The following is a 22,628-nucleotide window of genomic DNA, read 5'->3' on the forward strand; positions in this document are numbered from 1 at the left end:
GACGATGCCCTGTTACAACCAGTCAGCCATGCGCGAACGAATTCGCTTAATTGCCTGACTGTGAATCTGACTGACGCGTGATTCGCTCACGTCAAGGACCTGACCGATCTCTTTCAAATTCAATTCTTCGTCGTAATACAGTGACATCACCAGTTTTTCTTTTTCTGGCAGGCGATCAATCTCTTTCGCCAAGGCCCCTTGAAACCCGTTTTCCGTTAATTCGGCTAAAGGGGTTGCTCCCTTACTGACCATTCGACCTTCAGCCAGTTCGTCGTGATCCGGCTGATCGATCGACAATAGCTGAACCGAATTGGTATCTTGTAAGATCTTATGATATTCATCGATCGAAATGCCCATTTCCTTAGCAATTTCTTCATCTTTTGCTTCACGGCCGAGTTTTCCTTCAACCTGATTGATGGCATCACTGACTTCACGGGACTTGCGATATACCGATCTCGGGGTCCAGTCACCTTTGCGGATTTCATCCAGCATCGCCCCACGAATACGGATTCCGGCATAGGTTTCGAAACTGGCACCCTGATTGGCATTGTATTTCTGCATCGCTTCAATCAGACCGATAATTCCCGATTGAATCAAATCTTCGACAAACACGCTATCCGGCAGGCGGCCCTTCAGGTGGTAGGCGATACGTTTCACCAGCGGCAAATAGGCTTCGACGTCCATTGTCTGCTGTGGAGAGGTCTGCTTCTGAACCTGCTGATAAAGATTAGTCCTGCTCATAAAATTTGCCACAATCATCCTTTAAAAAAGAGGCTAGAAGCCGGCTTTAAGCCTCTTTTTGAAATAAATTCTCAACAAAAAACTGTAAGTGTCCGGTTACGTTCCGAGGTATCGGCCAAGCATTGATTTTATCGGCGATATCGAAAAAAGCCGATGCCGCCGCACTCTGCGGACGATGGATCGTTACCGGAATCTGTCTTTGCACTGCTTCGCGCAAAGCATTGTCCTGCGGAACCGAGCCCAGGAAATCGACCTGAATATCCAAAAATTGCTCCGCCACTCTAGCAAGCTTATCATACAGCTGTTTCCCTTGCAGAGCGGATATACTCATATTAGCAAGGATTCTAAAACGCGTCACTTGATAATCCCTGCTCAATACTTTAATTAAGGCGTACGCGTCCGTAATTGAAGCCGGTTCATCAGTAACAACGACAATAACTTCCTGTGCGGCGCGGCAGAAGTTGACCACACTTTCGGCAATCCCCGCCGCAGTATCGACCAGCAACACATCCAACTCGTCCGCCAACTCGGAAAAGGCGTGGACGATTCCGGCATTTTCCATCAGACTCAGCTGCGCCATTCTTCTGATACCCGAAGCGGCCGGAATCACTTTCAAGCCTGCCGGGCCTTCGACAATAACTTCTTTTAAGGTCTTTTCCCCGCTCAACACATGCGACAGGTTATAACTGGTTTGCAATCCGAGCATAATATCGACGTTCGCCAATCCCATATCGGCATCCATCAGTAGCACCCGGTTGCCTAGCTTACTTAAAGCAACACCCAGATTGACCGATACGTTGGTCTTGCCGACACCACCTTTTCCGCTGGCAACCGCGATTACGCGGATAGGTTTAGAGCCGCCGCCAGTGCTGCGAGAAGAAGAGGAGCCGTGCATTGCCCGCAAGCCTGCCGCTTGATCATTGTGCATGACTAACCTCCCTGCCCACGCCTAAACGCAAGGCCGCATCTTCGGTCTGACGGCGCTGTTGACCCAATAGAATTGCGCGATCGATCAACTCTCTCACTTTTAAAGACTCCAAATCTTCCGGCACCCTCTGACCGGTCGAGACATACGCCAGCGGCAAATTCTCTTCGGCAAGGACCGTTAACACATTTCCTAACTGCAAAGCCTCATCCATTTTGGTCAAAATACAGCCTTTTAACACCATACGCCCGAAAGAGCGCACTATGTCTTCCAGTGCCGATAACTGAGTCGCCGCGGAGATGACCAGATAGTTACGCACATAATTCAAACCGTCATGGCCTGAGGTTAATTGTTGCGTTAATTGCAAATCTCGCTGGCTCATCCCGGCAGTATCGATCAGGATCATTTTCTTATGCTGTAACGAACTCAATAAAGCAACCAGCTCGCCGTGAGTCGATGCCACATGCACCGGAACGCGAATCAAATCGGCAAAGGTCTTTAACTGCGCCTGAGCACCGATTTTGTAGCAATCGGTGGTAATCAACGCGATGTCATTAGTGCTGTGGCGCATGACAAAACGGCTTGCCAGCTTGGCGATGGTTGTGGTCTTACCTACACCGGTCGGACCGACCAGAGCAAAAATACCACCGCGCTCAATCAAATCTTGATCGGCAACACTAATTCGCTCTTCCAATGCCTGCAACAGAAGCGTCCACGCCTTCGAACTGTCGGCATCGATTGCCTGCAACAGTTTCTGGCTCAAATCCCAACCGATGCCTAATTGCAACAAACGCTTTAGCAGTGCAACCTGATGGGGATTCTGCTGTTCATTCTGATTCCAAGCCAATCCGGACAGCTGATTTTCCAGCATGGAACGCATCGCCTGCAATTCCGACGCCATTGCCGCCAAATCAGGCTGCTGCTCCACTTGTCGAGCTCCCTTTATCTCGGAAGTTTTCTCCGGTTCCGGGGACAGAGAATCGACTTCGGAATGATTTTTCTTGTATTCCACCGCTTCAGGGTCAAGCGCGGTAACAATCTCGACACCACCGTCAATATCTTTCGTCGACAAAATGACGGCATCATCGCCGTATTCCTGACGAACCAGATTCATTGCCTGGCGCATGGTCGGCGCGACATAGCGCTTAATTTTCACCTTAACCTCCCTGACCGATATTCGCCACGACACTTATCTGACGGTTTTCCGGCACTTCCGAATAAGCCAGAACCCATAAATTCGGCAAACTGAAACGGAACAGACGCGCTAATTGAGCACGAATCTGCGGCGCAACCAGCAAAACTGCCTGCTGTCCGCTAATTTCCACCTGTTCGGCTTGTTCCTTCAATGCCTTATGCAGCCGCTCGGCCAAGCTCGGTTCAACCGCCAACTGGCCTTCCGGCGCTCCTTGAGTAGCTTGGAGCAATATCTGTTCCAAAGAAGGGTCTAAGGTGATAACTTTCAGTTCGCCATCTCCGCCGACGATTTCCTGAACAATCGAGCGCCCGAGCGCGGCACGAACCGCAATCGTCAATTCGCCCGGCTGTTGAGTACGGGATGCGTGTTCGGTCAAGGTCTCCATAATGGTTCGCATATCACGAATCGAGACTTTTTCACGTAGAAGATTCTGCAGAACTTTAACCAGTGTCGCCAAAGACAATTTATCCGGAACCAGTTCATCGACCAGCTTAGGCGAAGTCTGCTTCAGCTTATCAAGCAGCTGCTGGGTTTCGTCATGTCCGAGCAGTTCGTAGGCGTAATCCTGGATCAATTGACTGACATGGGTTGCCACCACCGTACTGGCATCCACCACCGTATAGCCAAGCGCTTGCGCCTGATCTTGGTCACTCGGCGCAATCCAGACTGCATCCAGACCGAAGGTAGGATCCTTAGTCGCCATACCGGAAACTTCGCCGAACACCTGTCCCGGATTAATCGCCAACTCGCGATCAGGAAAAACCTCGCCTTCTCCGGAAGAGACTCCCATCAATAAAATTCGATATTGATTCGGCTTAAGATCAAGGTTATCGCGAATGTGTACTGCCGGAACCAGAAAGCCGAGCTCTTGAGAAACTTTACGCCTGACCCCTTTAATACGGTTTAGCAACTGGCCGTTCTGCGACTGATCCACCATCGAAATCAAGCGATAGCCGACTTCCAGGCCGAGAATATCCACCGACTGAACATCCTCCCAACTCAGTTCAGAAGAAGTCGGCACCTCTTCTTCCATTTCCTGTGCGGCGGCAACTTCTGCCTGTTGCGGCTGCAGACGCTGTTGTCTATGAATCAAATAAGCTCCGGTACCGGCAATCGCCGCAAAGCTCAAAAATGCCAGATTCGGCATTCCCGGAATCAATCCCATGATACCGACAATTGCTGCGGTTGTTCCCAAGGCTTTCGGATTGGAGAACATCTGCATCTGCAACTGTTCGCCCATATCTTTCCTTTCGGCGCCTGTTACCCTGGTGACAATAATCGCTGTCGCCGTCGACAGTAACAGAGCAGGAATCTGTGCTACCAGCCCATCGCCCAATGTCAAAATCGTATAAACCTGAGCGGCATCGCCAAACGGCATTCCATGCTGCCCGACACCGATTGCAAAACCGCCGATCAGGTTGATAAACAGAATAAGAATCCCGGCAACGGCGTCACCACGTACGAATTTACTGGCACCGTCCATGGAACCATAAAATTCCGCTTCTGTCGCTATTTCGGAACGACGTTGCTGCGCTTCCTGCTGAGTAATCAATCCGGCATTCAAGTCGGCATCGATCGCCATCTGTTTCCCCGGCATCGAATCCAGAGTGAAACGCGCACTGACCTCTGCGACCCTTCCGGCCCCTTTGGTAATGACCACGAAGTTAATGACCACCAGAATCGCGAAAACCACCAGACCAACCGCATAGTTGCCGCCGATAACGAACTCACCGAAAGCCTCGATGACCTTACCGGCCGCAGCGCCACCTTCGTGGCCTTCGAGCAAGATAACTCGGGTTGAAGCGATATTGAGCGACAGCCGGAATAGCGTCGCCAGCAGGATAACCGTTGGAAAAATAGCAAAGTCGAGAGGACGTTTTGCATAGATCGTGACCATCAACACCACCATCGATAAAACGATGTTGAAGGTAAAAAAGACATCCAGCAAGAACGGCGGCATAGGAATGGTCACCATACCCAACAGCGCCAAGACGGCAATCGGAACCGCTAAACCGCTTTTAAGCTTTTGCCTTATCAAGCTGACCAATTCGGAAAAATTCATTCACTTCGCTTTAAAATTTCTGGGTCTGTACAGCACATGAACATTGCAGCCAGACCCTTGCTATATATCGCCATTTTAACTTGAGTTTTTACTCTGTTTTCATGTTTTCGGGAATCGGCAAATCGGAAAAATCCATCGCCCGGGCGCGTCCGCCCTCTTCCAGCTGGAACACATACGCCAAAATCGCCGCCACCGCTTTAAACAAGTCGTACGGAATCGGTCGATCCAACTCGGCATTATAGTATAAGGCGCGCGCCAAAGGCGGCGCTTCAACAATCTGAATTTGGTGCTCGCTGGCAATGGTACGGATCTGCGCCGCCATAAAGTCGACTCCCATCGCCAACACCAACGGTTCTCCCATTGTCTCAGGATCGTATTTCAAAGCGACGGCAAAATGGGTCGGGTTAGTGATGACCACATCTGCTTCAGGCACCTTTTGCATCATGCGCCGCTGGGCCATTTCACGTTGCACTTGGCGAATTCGTCCTTTTACTTCCGGGCTACCTTCTTGCTGTTTAAACTCTTCTTTCACTTCCTGTTTGGTCATTTTCAACTGGCGGTTGTGATCCCAAAGTTGGAAAGGCACATCAATCGCCGCCACGATCAACAGCGACAAACTAACGAAAATAAACGCCTCGATAATCAGCTCACCGGAATGTCCGAGGGCGTAATGCAGCGGTTCAATCCCGAGATTCAGCAACTCGGCAAACACGACATACAAAAAGAAGGTCGCCATAGCGATAACCAATGAAAATTTCGCCAGCGCCTTAAACAGTTCCAGTAACGCCTTGGCGGAAAACATGCGTTTCAAACCGGATATCGGGTTCAATTTGGAGAAAGAAGGCGCCATCGCCTGAGCACTGAAGGCCCAGCCGCCCAATAACATTGGCGAAACAATGGCAATGAAAGCCATCAGAAGCATAAAGGGCAAAGCCAACCAGATCGCACCGATAACGATTGACAAAATCTGATCAAACAGCTTTTGGGTATCGAAGGCGACATTCCGGTCAAAACTTAACCCTTGTGTCACCAGTTCGGAAAAGTTGCTTAGCAGTGTGCCACCGAAAACATACAGAAACAACGCTGCCGACAAGGTCATTAAAACCGTCGTCAATTCCCTCGAGCGCGGAATCTGCCCTTTATCCCTCGCTTCCTGCAGTTTCTTCTGCGAGGGCTCTTCGGTCTTTTCCGCTCCGTCTTCGTTTTCAGCCATATAAACTCCCTACTTACTCAAGGTGAACTGACTAATCAGCTCGATCGAGCGGTGGATCATTTCCTGCAAATGCGGCAGGATCAGCGGGGTTGTCAAAGATAGCATCACCAGACCGGTCAACAAGGTGACCGGAAAACCGACTGCAAAAATATTCAAGGCCGGCGCCGCTCGCGTTACCACACCGAATGCCACATTAATCAGCAACAAAGCGGTAATCGCCGGCAAAGCCACCAGAACCCCGGCAGAAAACATATAGCTGCCGAATTCAACCAGACGCAGCAGGCTTTCGCGATCAAGAATATGCACCCCGACCGGCATATATTCAAAACTGTCCACAACCAACTGAATCACGAGAACATGACCGTTCATCGCCAAAAACAACAGCGTCACGATGATCGTGAAATAGCGCGAAATAATCGGCGATTGCGACCCGCTGGCCGGATCGACCATAATCGCAAACGCCAGTCCCATTCCCATAGCAATCATCTGGCCAGCTACTACAAAAGCCTGAAAAACGATTAAAAAAACCAAACCCATCGCCAGACCGATCACCATCTGCTGGATAATAAACAGCACACCTTGCCAGGTAAAAGGGTCAACCGGCGGCGGCAAAGCCAGAGAAGGCGCGACGGCCAGGGTAATCAGAGCGGTTACGATGACTCGGGCGCGGATAGGCACCGAGCTGAGACTGTAGAGAGGAATAATCGAGAGCATGGCTCCGATGCGCACGAACGGGTAAAAGTAGAGTCCCAGGTACTGCAACAGCTCCGAATAACTCACTTCGCCCCCTAACCGATTAAGGCGGGAATATTTTGATAAAGCTCTTTGGTAAAGGAGATCAGAGTCGTCAACATCCACGGACCGGCAACGACTAAAGCGATACCAACAATCGCCAGTTTAGGGATAAAGCTCAAAGTCATTTCGTTGATCTGCGTCGCAGCCTGAAACATCCCGACCAGAAGACCGATTAACAGTGCCGGAATCAACAAAGGCGCCGTCAGCATAGTGGTCACTTCAAGCATTCTCTGCCCAAGAGTCAACACGAATTCCTGTTCCATACTAGGTTGCCCCCGCCACTACAAAACTGTTCGCCATCGTTCCGACTACCAGCGCCCAGCCGTCAATCAGCACAAATAACATTAACTTGAACGGCATGGAAATAATCATCGGCGACAGCATCATCATCCCCATCGACATCAATAGACTCGCCACGACCAGATCGATAATCAGGAAAGGTATAAACAGCATAAAACCGATCTGAAAAGCGGTTTTCAATTCACTGGTCATAAACGCCGGAATCAGTATTTTGAATGGTACCGTCTCCGGATCGTTCAAAGTTACATCGCCCATCTCGGCAAACATCGCCAGATCGTCTTCACGCGTCTGCTCAAGCATAAATTTATGCATCGGCTTGGCACCGATTTCCAAGGCTTCTTTAAACTGAATCTGCTCTTCGAGATAGGGAGCAACCGCTTTGTCGTATATCTGATCCAGAACCGGCGACATGATAAACAGCGTCAAAAAAAGCGACAAACCGATCAAAACCTGGTTAGACGGCGTCGAAGTCGTCCCAAGTGCCTGTCTCAACAGGGCAAAAACAATGATCAAACGCAAGAAAGAGGTGGTGGCAATTAAAGCGGCCGGAAGCAGCGTCAATCCTGTCATCAACAGCAGGATTTGCAGAGTCAGGGTGTAATCCTGATTACCGGCGGCATCAGTTTCAACGGTGAAAGCCGGAATACCCGGCATCGCCCACACCAGACTCGGCATTAAAACTGCACCCAAAGGCAATAATTTGAGCCAAAAACTCACTTGGTCTGATCCTTTTGCGAGGGTTTATACTTCTGCAGAAAACCTTGCAGGTTCTGTGCAAAAGCCTCGGAGTTTTCTCCGGGAGTCTCCACCTCGATTGGCTGTTCTAAACGGTGTAAAGTACTGATTCGACTTGAAGTCACACCCACCAGCAATTGCTCTTCACCCACTTGCAACAACAGGATACGCTCTCTCTGCCCGACCGACAAGGCTCCGACTACCTTCAGTTTACCGTTGGCGACGCCGGGAAAACGTCCATAACGGCGCAAAAGCCACGCCGAAACAAAAATAATCCCGATGACCAACACCAGGGATAATAGAATCTGCAAGAAATAATCGCTCGGCTGCATCACCCCCTCACCGGTCGCAGACCAAACGGGAAGAGCCAGCAGCATTAGCAGGCCACCAAACAGTCTCTTTAGAGCCGAATTCGTTTTTAGCCCGTTCATGTTATTTCAGCTTTTTAATCCGTTCTTGAGGGCTGACGACATCGGTCAGGCGCACACCGAATTTATCGTTAATCACCACGACTTCTCCGTGGGCGATCAAAGTGCCGTTAGCCAACAGATCCAACGGCTCCCCCGCCAAACGATCCATCTCAATCACCGATCCCTGAGTATAGGACAGCAGATTACGGATCGACACCTTGGCTCGCCCGATTTCCAGCTGCAAGGTCACCGGAATATCGAGAAGGACATCCAGATCGACTTTGTTTTTTGAAGGCTCTTTATCGGCTTCCAGTGAATCCAGTGCCGCTGCTTCCTGTTCGCTCAGTGCTTGAGCCCAATCGTCAACACCGCCGGTTTCGCTCGCTGCGGCTTGTTCAGCCATGGCATCGCCCCATGCGCTTAAATCGTCCTGTCCGCTCATTTATACCACTCCTTCACTGATTCATTGGCGCGTTCGGCATAGGCCGGATGGTGCAAAATTTCTTCGATTTTGACCGCTTTCTTATTGTGACTTTCACCCAACTTACCACGCACAAACGCAATATCTTCGGCTTTTACCGTGACTTTTTCCGGCATTTCAATCGGAATAATATCGCCGGTTTTCATCTCCATTAAATCTTCCATGCTCATTTCGATTTCTAGCAGATTGACACTCAAGTTGATTTCGATGTTTTTCGCTTCTTCTTTGAGCGTTCTCGACCAGCGGTTATCGCTCTCGCCCTGCAGATTTTGCAATCCTTCTTCCAGCTTATCGCGAATCGGTTCCAGCATGGCATAAGGCATCACAATATCAACACGTCCCTCGACACCTTCGAAACGCACATTGATCGGGCTAACGACAATCATGTCGGTCGGATCGACAATCGCGGCAAATTTAGGATTCATTTCCGAGTGCATATACTCAATATCGATATCCATTACCGGGGCCCAGGCACTGCGCAAATTTTCCGAACTCATATCCAAAATACTGCGCACCATACTCATCTCGACTGGCGTATATTCGCGCCCTTCGATCTTGAAAGGCAGAAGTCCTGTACCGCCGAAATAAATATCGACAGCGGTAAAAATCAGTTTCGAATCCAACGTGAACAAGGAAACACCATTTAACGGATTGATACGGTAGATATTCAAACTGGTCGGCACAAACAAGTTGCGCTGATAATCGATCATCTTAATGATTTTGACTTCACCGGCGGTGACTTCAACGCTGGACATAATCATCTCGTTAAAATAACGCTGAAAACCCCGGGCGAAACGTTCATTGATAATATCCAGCGCAGGCAGACGCCCGCGAACGATGCGTTCCTGATTAGTGAAATCGTAGACTTTGGCATTCTGCATGCCGGTGAAGTCGTTTTCGGTTTCAACTTCACCACCGCCGACCCCTTTTAAAAGGGCGTCTACCTCATCTTGACTTAAAATATCATCCATTCATTGATCCTACTGCATCACAAAGCGGGTCATATACACATCTTCCACCAGATCCGGATAGATATTGTGCTTTTCCAAAACCTGACGCGTCACTTGTAAAATTTCTTCACGCAGCTTATCCGGGCCGTCCGGAGTGCTCAATTGATTATAGTGCTGGTTACGTAACAGACGCTGAATGTCGTTTTTCAAAATCGGTCTTAAATGCTCCATGTCGCCTTCCGGACCGACCAGCTGCGGATAATAAGACAAAAACTTCAAATCCACCGCCAAATATTTGGCTTGACCGTCACCGTTAAAATTCACGACAAACTTATCCATGGTGAAATACTGCGGCGGAGCACCGGCTTCCGGCGGGTCGAACTGCTTGTATTTCGGGGAGTAAGACAGAGCATGTCCCTCTTCGACATGCTGCTCCGCTACGGCTTGATCTTCTTGATGACCACCATCGTCTTTAGGGCCCATCAACAGATAAACCAGTACACCGATACCGACCAGCAAAAGAAACACGATGACGATCAAAACGATCATCAAACCTTTTCCGCTTTTTTTAGGTTCTTGAACCTCTTCAGCCATAGTGGATTCCCTTTTAACTTTAGTTGTCGAAAAATCGACAGTCGCGATACAACCACTGTCGAGCTAGCCTGAAAATCGCCATTTACTGCTGGCTGCGGATCGTCTGCAACGCCTCAACCTGCGGAGCGTCACTGATATTACGCAGCGCTTCTTCGGCTTTTTTATTCAATACGATAATACTGATGCGACGGTTACGCGGATTATAAGGGTTTTCCTTATCAAAAGGCACCGTATCCGCCATACCAACTACCTGAGCAATTTGCGTGCCTTTTACGCCGCCATCGATCATTAAACGTCGTGCTGCATTGGCACGGTCCGCCGATAGTTCCCAGTTGGTGTAATCGGAACTGGCGTGATAACCCGAAGCATCCGTATGGCCGGCAATGCTGATTTTTCGCGGTGTCTCCGCCAAAACGGAACCGACCGCTTTCAGTAAGGTAGCCGCATAATCTTTCGGCAGGTCGACCCCTGGACTGAACATCGGACGTTTGCGGTCGTCGAGAATCTGCACCTGGAGACCGTTTGGAGTAATTTCGATTTTCAACTGGTCTTTCAGCTGATTAAGTACCTGGCTCTCTTCGATTTTCTTTTCCAGTTGAGACTTCAGCAACTCCATCTGCTCCTGATCGGCCTGACCTGAACCATCGTCATGCCCCTCCTTACCTTTCGGAGCATCCTGAAAACCGCCCATATCGATCATTGCATCCGAAGTCTGTCCCGCTTCACTGGATTCAACCAGCGTACTCGGCGCTGCCTCAATTACCGTCGGATCACGAAAATATTCGGCAATCATCTTCATCTCTTCGTCATTGGTTCCGCCCAAAACCCATAGCAACAGAAAGAAGGCCATAGTCGCGGTCATGAAATCGGCAAAAGCGATCTTCCAAGCTCCGCCGTGCGCCTCGTGCGGGCACTTTTTAAGACGTTTTATGATTATGGATTCTTCATCGCTCATGGCATATTACCTTATGGCTTCAGGCACCTTGTTATTTGATGCTCTGAATGAATTCATCCAATTCCTGGAAGCTTGGACGCGCTTTACTCGGGATGGCTTTTCGGCCGAATTCAACCGCTACCTGCGGTGCGTAACCGTTCAAATTTGCCATCAGACAGGTTTTGATAACATTGTAAAAAGCCGATTCCGACTCGGCACGATTTGCCAGTTCGGAAGAGATCGGCGCTACGAAACCGTAAGCGACCAGAATCCCTAAAAAGGTACCGACCAGAGCGACCGACATGTGATGGGCAATTTCCAAAGGACCCGCATCCAGATAACTCATGGTAATAACGATCCCCAGAACGGCCGCTACGATACCGAAAGCCGGTAAAGATTCCGCCACTTTACCAATCGCGGCACTCGGCATTAAGGATTCATGATGGTGGGAATCGATTTCGACGATCATCAAATCTTCCAGCTGATAGGGGTTGCTGGCACCGCTGATCATTAATCGAAGGTAGTCGCAGATAAAGTCCACGGCATGGTGATCGGCCGCCACTTTCGGAGCGCTGTTGAAAAGTTCGCTGCTGTGCGGATCTTCGACATCGGCTTCGATCGACATCAGACCTTCGCGACGCGCCTTATTGAAGAGTTTAAACATTAAACCGAGAAGTTCGGTATGAAGTTCTTTGTTGAACGGCGACGGTTTCAGAAGACCCAAACCGCCTGAAAATCCTGCTTTTACCACCCAACCCGGGTTGGCGATGATGTAAGCTCCGAGAGCACCACCGCAGATAATGACCACTTCCAGCGGCTGAATCAGAACGCCAAGACTACCATGCGGCAAATACCCCGCCAATAGCGTTCCTATAACCACTAATGTCCCGACAATCGCCTTCATGCTCCAGTCCTATTCCCTTTTTATTCTCTTATTATGTTTTGCATGTCGTTAAATAACGATCATAGCTCATTCTCAGTACGGATTGCGCTTAACTTTGAATTCATATCGTCAAAAACCTGACTCACACGACTGGCGTGAATCTGAGTTTCCCCTACTTTCTCTCGGCCGAATTCCATCGCCTGAACCGCATTACGCGCGCCATGCTGCAACCCTTCGATAATTGACTGAATATTTTTAGTCGCCTGCTGTGTTTTACCGGCCAGCAGCCTGACTTCATCGGCAACAACGGCAAACCCTCTGCCGTGCTCGCCGGCGCGGGCCGCTTCGATAGCGGCATTCAACGCCAAAAGGTTGGTCTGTTCGGCAATATCGCGGATCAAGACCAACACACTGCCGATATTGCTGCTGTCGGCTTCCAGCTGTGACACAACTTGCGAGACCTTCTGAACCTCATCGATCAGAGCGGAAACGTGACCGATGACTTCTTGAGCGGAACGGACGCCTTCGTTGGAATCTTCGTTCAGAGCCGCCCAGATCTCGATCAGACGCTCGGCTTGAGGATCAGTCTGCACAGGCGGAGGTTCAACCGGTTTCTGCAGCTGCAGATTCAATACTTCCAGCTGCTCGGTGCAGGTCTGTAAAGTCTCGTTTAAATTACGTCGCTCACTCTCCAAAGTCTCAATACGCGCCTGATAATCCAATTGCGAATGCTTGCTCGCCGATCTCTGCTCCTGAATATAATCTTCCGTTACATCCAGTAAACGATTGCAGGAGGTAAACCATTTAGGGCGATTGGCCAATTCAGGTAAACGCTGGTCGAATTTTCGACTGTCTTCGATATACTTAACCAGCTCCTCGAGCTCTTCGGTGTCATTTTGCGGCTGCAAGCATAACCAGTAAGCGATCAAACCCATCACCACAACGGTTAACAGTACGCTTAATCCGATCATCAACGCCATCGGCAAGGCGGTGCTGCTCTCTTGCGCCGCTAACGCCGGCAAACTCAAACCGATCAACAGCAAACTGGCAAAAAACTGCTTCACCCCAAACTCCCCTAAGCGTAATAGTCGACCAGATTCTTCGACAAATTAAGTGTTACACGATTCACCGGCCCACTAACCATCTCTTCGGCCGAATCGGCAGAAACTAAAGCGGTATAAGCGTCCTGTGCCTGATTATTTTTATTTTCCGACGGAGAATCGTCGCGTATATCGACCGAACCCAGATCGATTCCTGACTGAGCCAGCACTTCGCGCAGACGCGGCAGAGCATTTTCAACCGCATCGCGCGTCATTCCATGCTGGGCGGAAACGCTGATCTGCAATTGCTGATCTTTATCGAACTGCAGGCGGATTTTCATAGGCCCCAACTGTTCCGGATTTAAAGCGATCTGGGCCTGTTGCACCTGTTGATTTACCATGACAACCACTCTTTGACTGAATTGTTGTCCCCACTGAGGATGTTTGACGCCGGCTGTAATCTGCGGCAAATTCATTTGCGTTGTCAAACGGCGATCAGTAGAGCTTTCTGCCAATCCAAGTTCTTTCAACATGGTGCTTTTTTCATCCGCCAAATCGGCATCATTTTGTATCAGCGATTCCTGCATCATTTGCGCAAACTGCATATTTTGCTGTGTCGTGGCCTGCTGAGCCATAGAAGGAAATGCCGAAGTGTTCGCCGGAGTAGTCGAAGAGGAAACATGATGACTCCACGATGGAGTCGTTTTATCGCCGAACGCCAGACCGGTATACCCCAAACTCGTTGCCGGTTTTTTACTATGTTCTCCGAGCGCAGTCGTCAATGTATTCGACACGGCAGCGCCAACTAACCCAACCTGATTCTGTAATTCGCTATCGGGCAAAACCTCCCGAGAAGTTTGCATGGCAGCGGCTGCAGCTTGAGGATTAATGATCGAATCAATTGCATCAGGATTCTCGACGTCTTGTAGTACGACATCCCTCTGGAGCGGTTGGCTGGCAAGCTTGGAGTTCTCGGCAGACGGATCACCTTCTGGATTGACTGCTGATTGACTGATTACAGCCTGAAACACCCCGTTCAATACGTCTGAATCCTCCAATAACACTTCGTCGTATCCGGCAATTTCCGAATCGGGATCTGTTATCAGCAAAGAATTGACCGTACTTGCAAGGCCGGATTGATCATCCAGTGAGACGAGATTTTGTTCAAGAAGCGGAGTGAACTGTTTATTCTGCGGCAAACCTCTATCGGCCTCTTCGGCAAGGATGTTCGCCGCCGATGCCATAGTGGTAGAGTCGGGCTCTGCAAGCGTTTTGTCATCGACAGTATTCGCAAAGGATTTTCCTGAAATGGGCAGATTAATTCCCGGAACGGCAAGCTCAGGCATTTTCCGAACATCTATCGTAACCGGGGTTTCAGAACCTAATATGGCAGGCAAGTCTTCTGAACGCAGGGTTTCAACCCGGCCACTTGAAAACTGATCCGGAGTCTCAGGCATACTCTGCGAAAATGCCCTATCCAGCTTGAAATCGATTCCCGATTCCTGAAACGACTCACCCGCAATTTGGTTTGGCGCCATCGGAAGAGACAAAATCGACGCTTCAGTGCCGTTGCTCAATGAATTGCCTGTTAATGGATTGCTTGTAAATACACTGTTTTTTGGAGTTTCCGCCGGTGATAAGGAAGTAGTTGCCGCATTCAGATTTTGCAATACTTGAAAAAATGACAATGCGGCTGCTTCCGGATTCGAAACCGAAACAAAATCCATTTCCGGCAAGGCACTCTTAATTGTTGATTTAGTAGAGAAATCCGGAAGAATTGAACCCATCGATTGTTCGGACATAAAATCCAAGCTCCTTAAAACAGATAACGCAGCAACGGCAGAATTTAACTGCCCTATACGGATATATTCAAGAATTAAGCAACCACCATGCCGTTTAAAGGCTCTTCACAACAAAAAACCAACTGGATTTTGCACCCGGGCGGAGCCGATCAAAGCGGTCTGCACTCGGAAACAGGAGGATAATCGTATGGATTATAGATGTTATGGAAAGCCTTGCCGCTTATGAGCATTTTTTGCCGCCAGCTCATCCAGCATTTTCTGCTCGCGCTTGTCGAGTTTTTCCTGCCATGAGCGGCGCTTATTATCCAGCAAGGTCTGCAAGGCTTTTAAACGTGCGCGCTTCTCCACCCATATCTCCCGTCCCTTTTGCACCCTTTCATTCAAAGTGTCTACCTGCTGGCTTTGCGCCTGTACCGCTTGATTGACTTTATGCATGAACAGTGCCTTGCTTTGCAATTGCTGAATCTGCAGTGCGGTATTAAGCGGCGTGGCTTGCTGATATTCCTGTTGATAATTGCGTAAGGACAAGAGTTGGTTTTGTGCCTCTTGCCACTGCGCTTGCAGTGATGCAAAAACCTGGGCGGCGCGGTCGACCTCTTGTTGAGCTAATTCGACGATTTTTTCCCAGCGCTGAATTTCTTCTTTCATCTTTCAACTCCCGCCTTGGGAATAAACATACCGACGATTCAACAGAACCGCTTCCTAGCTCATCGCCGACTGCAGTGCCTGTAAACTGGCTTCCACACCTGCCTGCTCGCGAATTTCCTGAGCCAGAAAGGCGTTAAGCTGCGGATATTTTTGAATAGCAAGATCTAGATTCGGATCACTGCCTTTTTTGTAGGCTCCCAGAGTAATCAAATCCTGATTCTGCTGATAAAGCGAATACAGCTGTTTAAATTGCCGCGCCGTCTTCAGCTGTTCGTCCGGGACTATTTCGACCATCACCCGACTCACCGAAGACTCGATATCAATCGCCGGATAACGCCCGCTGTCGGCAATTCTCCGCGATAGCACTATATGGCCGTCCAACACACCACGCGCCGAATCGACCACCGGGTCACTCTGATCGTCCCCCTCGGCCAGCACCGTATAGATGGCGGTAATTGAACCGGTCGGAGAATCGCTGTTTCCGGCGCGCTCGACCAATTGCGGCAATTTAGAGAACACAGAAGGCGGATAGCCTTTACTCGCCGGCGGTTCGCCGACGGAAAGCGCAATTTCGCGTTGCGCCTGAGCAAAACGTGTCAGAGAATCCATCAACAGCAGGACTTTCATGCCTTTGTCGCGGAAGTATTCGGCAATGGCGGTTGCCAGCATGGCACCATGCAAACGCATCAGCGGCGGGTCATCCGCCGGAGTCGCAACCACAACCGAACGCTTCAAACCTTCCGGCCCCAAGTTATGATGCACGAAATCATTTACCTCACGACCACGCTCGCCGATCAAACCGACCACGACGATATCGGCATCGGTAAAGCGCGTCATCATTCCCAGAAGGACGCTTTTTCCGACCCCGGTTCCGGCCATTAAACCGACACGCTGTCCCTGACCGAGCGTTAAAAGCCCGTTAATCGCCTTAATCCCGACATCCAGAGGTTCGGTAATCGGCCGACGTCCCAGAGGATTGATTCGCTCTCCAGCCAGAGAGACATAATCTTCGACTTCAATCGTACCGAGGCCGTCCAGCGGCTTGCCGTTGCCGTCGATGACCCGACCAAGCATTTTCGGGCCGACACCAACCTTAATCCCCCCATCCATCGGTACAACCCGCGCATTGGCCGATAATCCGTGCGTATCGCCGATCGGCATCAAATACAGACGATCATCGTGAAATCCGACCACTTCGGCTTCAATCGGTTCCTGATCGGGTTGCACTATCTGGCATCTTGATCCAAGGGGCGCATAGGTACCGATCGCTTCAAGGGTCATGCCGATCATACGCACCAAACGGCCGCTTGCTTTAAGGGAAGAGGTTTGCAGTGGGGTTTTGTTTAAATCATTGAAATGTCGGCGAAGCTGCTCGCCTAAAAGAGAAGATTCATTCGAGGCCATATTACCTCCTAAGACGGCTCATCGGCTAAGTTGTCAGCCAAATCACCGGCATTAAGCGCCGCATTCTTTTCGGCTAAACCCTCAACCGCTACCGGACGACGATAATTTTGCATTATTTCGTCCAGACGCGTGCTCCACAAATTTGCCACCTGCGAGTGCACCTGCTTAACCAGACATTCGCCGCGGTTCAGTTCGGCATTCTGTTCCAGCTGCCAGTTTTGTAAGGCTTCATATTGCATTTTCTGCAAAAAGGCCAGATCTTCGGGATTAAGAAAAATTTTTAAGGAATCATCCTCATTTTCCGGCAAAGCTTCGACCGCTTTTTCGATCGCATCCACAATCCATTGCGGATGTTGTTCAATCTGCTGTTTGACGACCGCTTCGGCAATGTGAAATGAAAATTCGGTTAATTCTCCGAGGAGCCCCTCTTTCAGCACTTCGTACGGAGCCAGAAGGGATTCAACCAGTTTTTGCAACCGCTGCAAGTCTACTTCTGCCGCTTGCCGAACACTCTGCATAGCACGGTCTTCACCCTGCTGGCGGCCTTCCTCCTCGCCTTTTTGCAATCCTTGCTGAAACCCCTGCTGGAAAGCTTCTTCGTACACTTGCTTCTGCCACGCTTCCTGTCTGGCTGCATACTCTTTTTCCAGTTCGGCTCTCAACTCCGCTTCCACTTGCGGATCGATCGCAGACGGTGGAACTTTTTCCACCGCCGAAGCTTTGGGTTTCGAAGCAAAATTTTTCGGACGCCATGCTGCTACATCCTGCTCAAGGTCTTCCTGACGCAATAATCGTGTTTTTAAGGGTACAACCTTATCGTCTTGTTTGCGTTGCAGATCGAAAGCGGTAAAGCTGGAATCGTTCATCTTAGACAAACTCCTCGCCCGCTCCAGGCATCATAATTTTCTCTTCATCCGCCAAACGGCGCACAATCTGAATAATCGTGCGCTGCGCTTCTTCAACCGCACTTAACTTGACCGGTCCGCCGGTTTCCAGATCGTCACGCATAATATCCGCCTGACGCTTGGAAACGTTTGAAAGGAATTTTTCCTTGAGATCGGTATCGGCGCCTTTCAAGGCGACAATCAGTACATCGTTCGGCACTTCACTGACCAGAGTCTGAATTCCGCGATCGTCAATACCGGCAATATCTTCGAAGACGAACATTTTGTCCTGAATAGCGCGACTGACATCTTCATGCTCTTCGGCAATCGAATCCAGAATTCGGCTGTCGACTCCGCCGCCGACATAGTTCAGAATTTCCGCAGCACGTTTTTCGCCACCGATGGTCGCCAGCTTACCGCCCTCTCCGTCACTGGAAGCACGTTCAAGAACGTCGTTCAAATCAAATAACGCACGCGGCTGGATGGTTGTCAGGGTTGCAATCCGGTAAATAACGTCTGCCTGAAAGCGTTCCGGAATCCCTTTAAGAACTTCTGCAGCCTGATCGGAATCAAAGTAGGAAAGAATAATAGCGATGACCTGAGGGTGTTCGTTACGCAGCATATTGGCAATCGTCGAAGGATGCATCCACTTGAGTGCTTCCAGCCCTTTGACTTGATCGCCGAGCAGGGCGGCATCCATCAAATGGCCTCCGGAATCGCCAAGCGCATCCGCCATCAAAGACTGCGCAAATTCGCTCGGATCAATACCCAAAGCATCTTCGCCAAGTTCGTCCATAAAGGACTGCATCACCATATGGATATCGTCATGACTGACATTATCGACTTCGGTCATCGCCGAACCGATTTTTTGCACTTCGCGCGGATTCAGATATTTAAGCACTTCCGCGGCATTTTCCTTGCCTAAGGCTAACAGCAGAATCGCCGCTTTATCCAGGTTGCTTCGCTCTTTTACAGCCATACATCAAGCTCCCGATAGCCACTGTTTAATTACATGTGCTGCCAACTTAGGTTCAGCCTCGACGATGGCACGAACTTTTTCCAGCAGCTGACGCTCTTCGGCAGATTCGGATTCCACTTCAGCCGCAGTATCTTCTACTTCGGTGCTCATCTGGTCGAGTGCTTTGGAGATTTCATCGACCGATTGCATACCCTCTTCGCTTTCGTCCAGCGGATATTCAGGTTCCAGAGTCTCGCGTTTGGTCAGATCACGCAATAGAGGTCGAATGACACCGAAGATAATAATCAATACGGCAATACCGGCAACAACCTGTTTGATCAGATTCCAGAACCACGGTTCCTGCCACATTGGCAGAGAGGGCATCTCTTCCTGCGGAGCGGCAACAAACGAAGCATTCACTACACTCAGGGTATCGCCACGCGCTTCGTCCAGGCCAACGGTGTCGCTGACCAGCTGACGGTAACGCTGTAAATCTTCGTCGCTGAGCGATTCGCGAACGGTTTCACCCTGCTCGTTCACGCTGATTTTATCGTCCAGAACCACCGCAACCGACAGGCGTCTGACGTTACCGACCGCATTCTTGATATGGCTGATAGTGCGATCCAGCTCGTAATTTTTAGTGCTCTTTTCGCTGGAACTTTTCAGATTCGGGTCCTGCTGCGGGTTATAACCCTGCTCAGGTGCAATACCGGCACGAGGCGGTTGATTGGTCAGAGCACCGGGAATTCCGGCAGGCCCTTCGTTGCGATTGATTTCACGCACTTCCTGTTCCGAGCGAATGGCATCCGGGTCCGGTTCGTAATTCTCGCGCGTCTGTTCCTGCTGGGTGAAGTCGAGTTCGGCCGTCACCTGGGCGCGAACTTTCCCCTCGCCACCGACTACCGGCGCCAGAAGACGAATGATGCGACTGGAAAGGGTCTCTTCAACCGAACGCGTATAATCCAGCTGCTTCATGCTCATGTGCAAAGCACCGGTACTGCTGGCGGTATCGGCTGTCAAAAGATTGCCGTTTTGATCGACTACCGTGACCGACTTGGCTTCCATATTCGGAATGCTCGAAGCAACCAGATAGGCAATCGCATTAACCTGTTGTTCGTCAAGACTGCGTCCGGGATAGAGCTGTACAACAACCGAAGCGGAAGGCTTCTGCTGCTTACGGACAAAGACCGAACGCTTCGGCAAACCGAGCATAACGCGTGCTGACTTGACCGCATTAATTGAAGCAACTGATTTTGCCAGCTCGCCTTCCAGCGCCCGGTGATATTGAGTGGTTTCTTTAAATTGTGAGATACCGAAGCCCTGATCGATATCGAGTAACTGATAGCCGGTAGGCGCCTGTTTCGGATAACCGGCTGCCGCCAGCTTCAAGCGAAGAGCATGAACCTGATCCGACGGAACTAGAATACCGCCACTGGTGCGGTCGATTTCGTAAGGCACCGCCTCCTGATCCAGAGTTTGAACGATTTCATTCATCTCTTGCGGATCGACACTGCCGAACAACAGGGTATAAGGCGTACTCTGCGACCAGATCACCATTCCGACCACCAGCGCAATCGATGCCGCCAAGGCGACCACCAGGCCGACTTGCTTCGCCACCGAAAGTGAGGTCAGATTATTGATAAAGCTGGCATCGTCGCTAAACGGACGGTTTGCAGCATTACCGATTGTTGCTTGAGGTTCGGCCATATACGCCTCTGTTTAACCCTGTGTTATTTTTATACAAAACCAATATTACGCGCCGACCTGAAGTGATCAGATCGGCATCTGAATGACTTCTTTATAAGCTTCAACCAACTTATTACGTACCTGCGTCATTGCCTGAAACGACAAGCTTGCCTTCTGAACCTGAACCATGACTTCGGTTAAATCGGCATCCGGATCCCCTCTTTCGAAGGCATTCTTCATCTCGGCCGATTTTTGCTGTTCGGCATTCACCGCATCGATGGATTGGGTCAGCAGATCGGAAAACGAAGCGGTTTTATCCGCCGACGCCACCGCTTCTGCAGAATTGTCCGCTACCGGCTTGGCTTCCGCCTGAGCAGCCAGCGCACGCATCTGTAGCAATAAACTTTGTGTATCAACTGGATCCATGTGTTACACCTTAGTTCTCGGGGGCTGAAAGCGCCCGTAAATAAACTCAAAAATTTTAATCGACTTCTTTACATTGTCAAATAGCAATTCTTATACCAATTGCCGTCAAGCCACTTCAAACCCCTGCTCCTTCAAGCGCGCTAACTTGTAGCGCAAGGTTCGCGGGCTGATATTCAACGCTTCGGCGGTTTTTTGACGGTGACCGTCAAAGCGTTTCAAGGTCTGCAAAATCAACTCGTTCTCGCGAGCTTTCAAATCCGTCGGCAGAGCGGCATGATCGATTCCGTCGTCAAGCGGCTGGTCGAACTCACGAACTGTTTCCGCAGGTTCGGAAAATTCACTGGATGACGGAACGGCAACCACCAATGCCGGTTGCGTCTCGAGAGCGGTTTCGATCGCACTGTCCAATAGTATATCCTGTTCCTGGATACTATCTCCGGACATCAGCAGCAAAGCCCGCTGGATCACATTATCCAGCTCGCGGATATTACCCGGCCATTGATAACTTAACAAGCGCTTCATCGCCGGCGCGGTTATCATCGGCATCACCCGACCGAGTCCGCAATGCCGTTGAATCAGCCGCTCGGCAATCGCGGCAATATCGCGGGTTCTTTGCCGCAAAGCGGGCAGACGCATCGGAAAAACATTCAGACGATAGAACAGGTCCTCCCTGAACTCGCCGTCGGCAATGGATTTTTTCATATCGATATTGGTGGCGCTGAGCACACGAACATCCAACCGAATCAACTTGGTACTGCCGATGCGCTCGACCTCTTTCTCTTGCAGGACGCGGAGCAGTTTGGCCTGCAGGTCGGCTTTCATCTCACCGATTTCATCCAGAAAAATTGTTCCGCCCTGCGCCTGTTCGAATTTGCCGGGCATTGACTTGGCTGCACCGGTAAAAGCGCCTTTTTCATAGCCGAACAGTACGGCCTCAAGCATCGATTCTGGAATAGCCGCACAGTTGATGGCGACAAACGGTTGTTTATTGCGCGGAGATTGCGAATGAATATAGCGTGCCAGAACCTCTTTACCGGTTCCGCTCTGGCCACTGATCAAGATGCTCGCATCGCTTTGCGCAACCTTTTGCGCCATGGCCTTAAGCTGAATCGTTGCCGGATCGGCAGCGATAAAATCGTCTTCACTGGAAGCATCGCGATTAAAATATGCCTGGGCTTTTTCCACCAGCAGATTCGCCTGAAAAGGCTTGATAATATAATCAACCGCTCCGGCTTTCATGGCATCTACAGCCTGCTCGATGGTGCCATAGGCAGTCATCAGCACAATCGGCAGATACGGCTTCATGGCGCGGATTTTGGTCATCAAAGTATAGCCATCCATACCGTCCATGCGAATATCGGAAAACACCATGCCGATTTCGTCATCCAGAGACTTTAATGCCTGCTCGGCGCTGCTGACCGCAATGACTTCAAATTCATGCAGGCTCAGGGTATCTACCAACGCTTCCTGCAGCTCGGCGTCGTCTTCTACGACCAAAATTTTAGCAATGCTCATAAGCGGTCCCTCTGGGCCTGTGTTCAAACAACAAACAAGACCGGTTT

General features: G+C 50.2%; 23 protein-coding genes. All 23 read right to left on the reverse strand.

Annotation, left to right across the window (positions count from 1 at the left end):
* Window positions 1-12: 12 nt before the first annotated feature.
* Window positions 13-741, reverse strand: coding sequence for an RNA polymerase sigma factor FliA (locus H8792_RS08410; RefSeq protein ID WP_185978504.1), 729 nt, complete (start codon window positions 739-741; stop codon window positions 13-15).
* Between the two features lie 46 nt (window positions 742-787).
* Complete coding sequence (locus H8792_RS08415) at window positions 788-1,669, reverse strand: MinD/ParA family protein (RefSeq protein WP_185978505.1); 882 nt, start codon at window positions 1,667-1,669, stop codon at window positions 788-790.
* Window positions 1,659-2,822, reverse strand: a complete 1,164-nt coding sequence (flhF, locus tag H8792_RS08420; RefSeq protein ID WP_185978506.1) for a flagellar biosynthesis protein FlhF — start codon at window positions 2,820-2,822, stop codon at window positions 1,659-1,661. The genes H8792_RS08415 and flhF overlap by 11 nt, the downstream gene beginning before the upstream one ends.
* 1 nt (window position 2,823) lies before the next feature.
* A complete protein-coding gene (gene flhA, locus H8792_RS08425) occupies window positions 2,824-4,923 on the reverse strand; it encodes a flagellar biosynthesis protein FlhA (protein WP_185978507.1) in 2,100 nt (699 codons plus the stop codon).
* Between the two features lie 88 nt (window positions 4,924-5,011).
* On the reverse strand, window positions 5,012-6,136 hold the full coding sequence (gene flhB / locus H8792_RS08430; RefSeq protein ID WP_185978508.1) for a flagellar biosynthesis protein FlhB: 1,125 nt from the start codon (window positions 6,134-6,136) through the stop codon (window positions 5,012-5,014).
* Between the two features lie 9 nt (window positions 6,137-6,145).
* Entirely contained in the window at window positions 6,146-6,916 is a 771-nt protein-coding gene (gene fliR, locus H8792_RS08435) for a flagellar biosynthetic protein FliR (RefSeq protein ID WP_324187606.1), read from the reverse strand.
* Window positions 6,917-6,924: 8 nt separating this feature from the next.
* Window positions 6,925-7,194: a flagellar biosynthesis protein FliQ gene (fliQ, locus tag H8792_RS08440; RefSeq protein ID WP_185978509.1), complete on the reverse strand. Its 270-nt coding sequence runs from the start codon at window positions 7,192-7,194 to the stop codon at window positions 6,925-6,927.
* 1 nt (window position 7,195) lies between these two features.
* On the reverse strand, window positions 7,196-7,906 hold the full coding sequence (gene fliP, locus H8792_RS08445; protein ID WP_185978534.1) for a flagellar type III secretion system pore protein FliP: 711 nt from the start codon (window positions 7,904-7,906) through the stop codon (window positions 7,196-7,198).
* Window positions 7,907-7,944: 38 nt separating this feature from the next.
* Window positions 7,945-8,397, reverse strand: coding sequence for a flagellar biosynthetic protein FliO (fliO, locus tag H8792_RS08450; RefSeq protein ID WP_185978510.1), 453 nt, complete (start codon window positions 8,395-8,397; stop codon window positions 7,945-7,947).
* A 1-nt stretch (window position 8,398) separates the two neighbouring features.
* A complete protein-coding gene (fliN, locus tag H8792_RS08455; protein WP_185978511.1) occupies window positions 8,399-8,818 on the reverse strand; it encodes a flagellar motor switch protein FliN in 420 nt (139 codons plus the stop codon).
* Window positions 8,815-9,828 (reverse strand): flagellar motor switch protein FliM, encoded by a 1,014-nt coding sequence (fliM, locus tag H8792_RS08460; RefSeq protein WP_185978512.1) that lies wholly within the window; start codon window positions 9,826-9,828, stop codon window positions 8,815-8,817. Before fliM ends, fliN begins: the two co-directional genes overlap by 4 nt.
* Before the next feature lie 9 nt (window positions 9,829-9,837).
* On the reverse strand, window positions 9,838-10,401 hold the full coding sequence (locus H8792_RS08465) for a flagellar basal body-associated FliL family protein (RefSeq protein WP_185978513.1): 564 nt from the start codon (window positions 10,399-10,401) through the stop codon (window positions 9,838-9,840).
* Window positions 10,402-10,483: 82 nt separating this feature from the next.
* Entirely contained in the window at window positions 10,484-11,356 is an 873-nt protein-coding gene (gene motB, locus H8792_RS08470) for a flagellar motor protein MotB (protein ID WP_185978514.1), read from the reverse strand.
* 31 nt (window positions 11,357-11,387) lie between these two features.
* A complete protein-coding gene (motA, locus tag H8792_RS08475; RefSeq protein WP_185978515.1) occupies window positions 11,388-12,239 on the reverse strand; it encodes a flagellar motor stator protein MotA in 852 nt (283 codons plus the stop codon).
* Between the two features lie 59 nt (window positions 12,240-12,298).
* On the reverse strand, window positions 12,299-13,282 hold the full coding sequence (locus tag H8792_RS12760) for a methyl-accepting chemotaxis protein (RefSeq protein ID WP_324187607.1): 984 nt from the start codon (window positions 13,280-13,282) through the stop codon (window positions 12,299-12,301).
* An 11-nt stretch (window positions 13,283-13,293) separates the two neighbouring features.
* The gene (locus H8792_RS08485; RefSeq protein ID WP_185978516.1) at window positions 13,294-15,060 is read right to left on the reverse strand and encodes a flagellar hook-length control protein FliK; all 1,767 of its coding nucleotides are present in this window, start codon (window positions 15,058-15,060) and stop codon (window positions 13,294-13,296) included.
* A gap of 201 nt (window positions 15,061-15,261) precedes the next feature.
* Window positions 15,262-15,708 (reverse strand): flagellar export protein FliJ, encoded by a 447-nt coding sequence (gene fliJ / locus H8792_RS08490; protein WP_185978517.1) that lies wholly within the window; start codon window positions 15,706-15,708, stop codon window positions 15,262-15,264.
* 54 nt (window positions 15,709-15,762) lie between these two features.
* Complete coding sequence (gene fliI, locus H8792_RS08495; RefSeq protein ID WP_185978518.1) at window positions 15,763-17,112, reverse strand: flagellar protein export ATPase FliI; 1,350 nt, start codon at window positions 17,110-17,112, stop codon at window positions 15,763-15,765.
* A gap of 8 nt (window positions 17,113-17,120) precedes the next feature.
* A complete protein-coding gene (locus H8792_RS08500) occupies window positions 17,121-17,978 on the reverse strand; it encodes a FliH/SctL family protein (protein WP_185978519.1) in 858 nt (285 codons plus the stop codon).
* Window position 17,979: 1 nt separating this feature from the next.
* On the reverse strand, window positions 17,980-18,975 hold the full coding sequence (gene fliG, locus H8792_RS08505; protein WP_185978520.1) for a flagellar motor switch protein FliG: 996 nt from the start codon (window positions 18,973-18,975) through the stop codon (window positions 17,980-17,982).
* Window positions 18,976-18,978: 3 nt separating this feature from the next.
* Window positions 18,979-20,661 (reverse strand): flagellar basal-body MS-ring/collar protein FliF, encoded by a 1,683-nt coding sequence (fliF, locus tag H8792_RS08510; RefSeq protein WP_185978521.1) that lies wholly within the window; start codon window positions 20,659-20,661, stop codon window positions 18,979-18,981.
* Window positions 20,662-20,727: 66 nt separating this feature from the next.
* Complete coding sequence (fliE, locus tag H8792_RS08515) at window positions 20,728-21,066, reverse strand: flagellar hook-basal body complex protein FliE (protein WP_185978522.1); 339 nt, start codon at window positions 21,064-21,066, stop codon at window positions 20,728-20,730.
* A 105-nt stretch (window positions 21,067-21,171) separates the two neighbouring features.
* Complete coding sequence (locus H8792_RS08520) at window positions 21,172-22,581, reverse strand: sigma-54-dependent transcriptional regulator (RefSeq protein WP_185978523.1); 1,410 nt, start codon at window positions 22,579-22,581, stop codon at window positions 21,172-21,174.
* Between the last annotated feature and the right edge of the window lie 47 nt (window positions 22,582-22,628).

This window comes from Thiomicrorhabdus heinhorstiae (assembly GCF_013391765.2).
GTDB lineage: Bacteria > Pseudomonadota > Gammaproteobacteria > Thiomicrospirales > Thiomicrospiraceae > Thiomicrorhabdus > Thiomicrorhabdus heinhorstiae.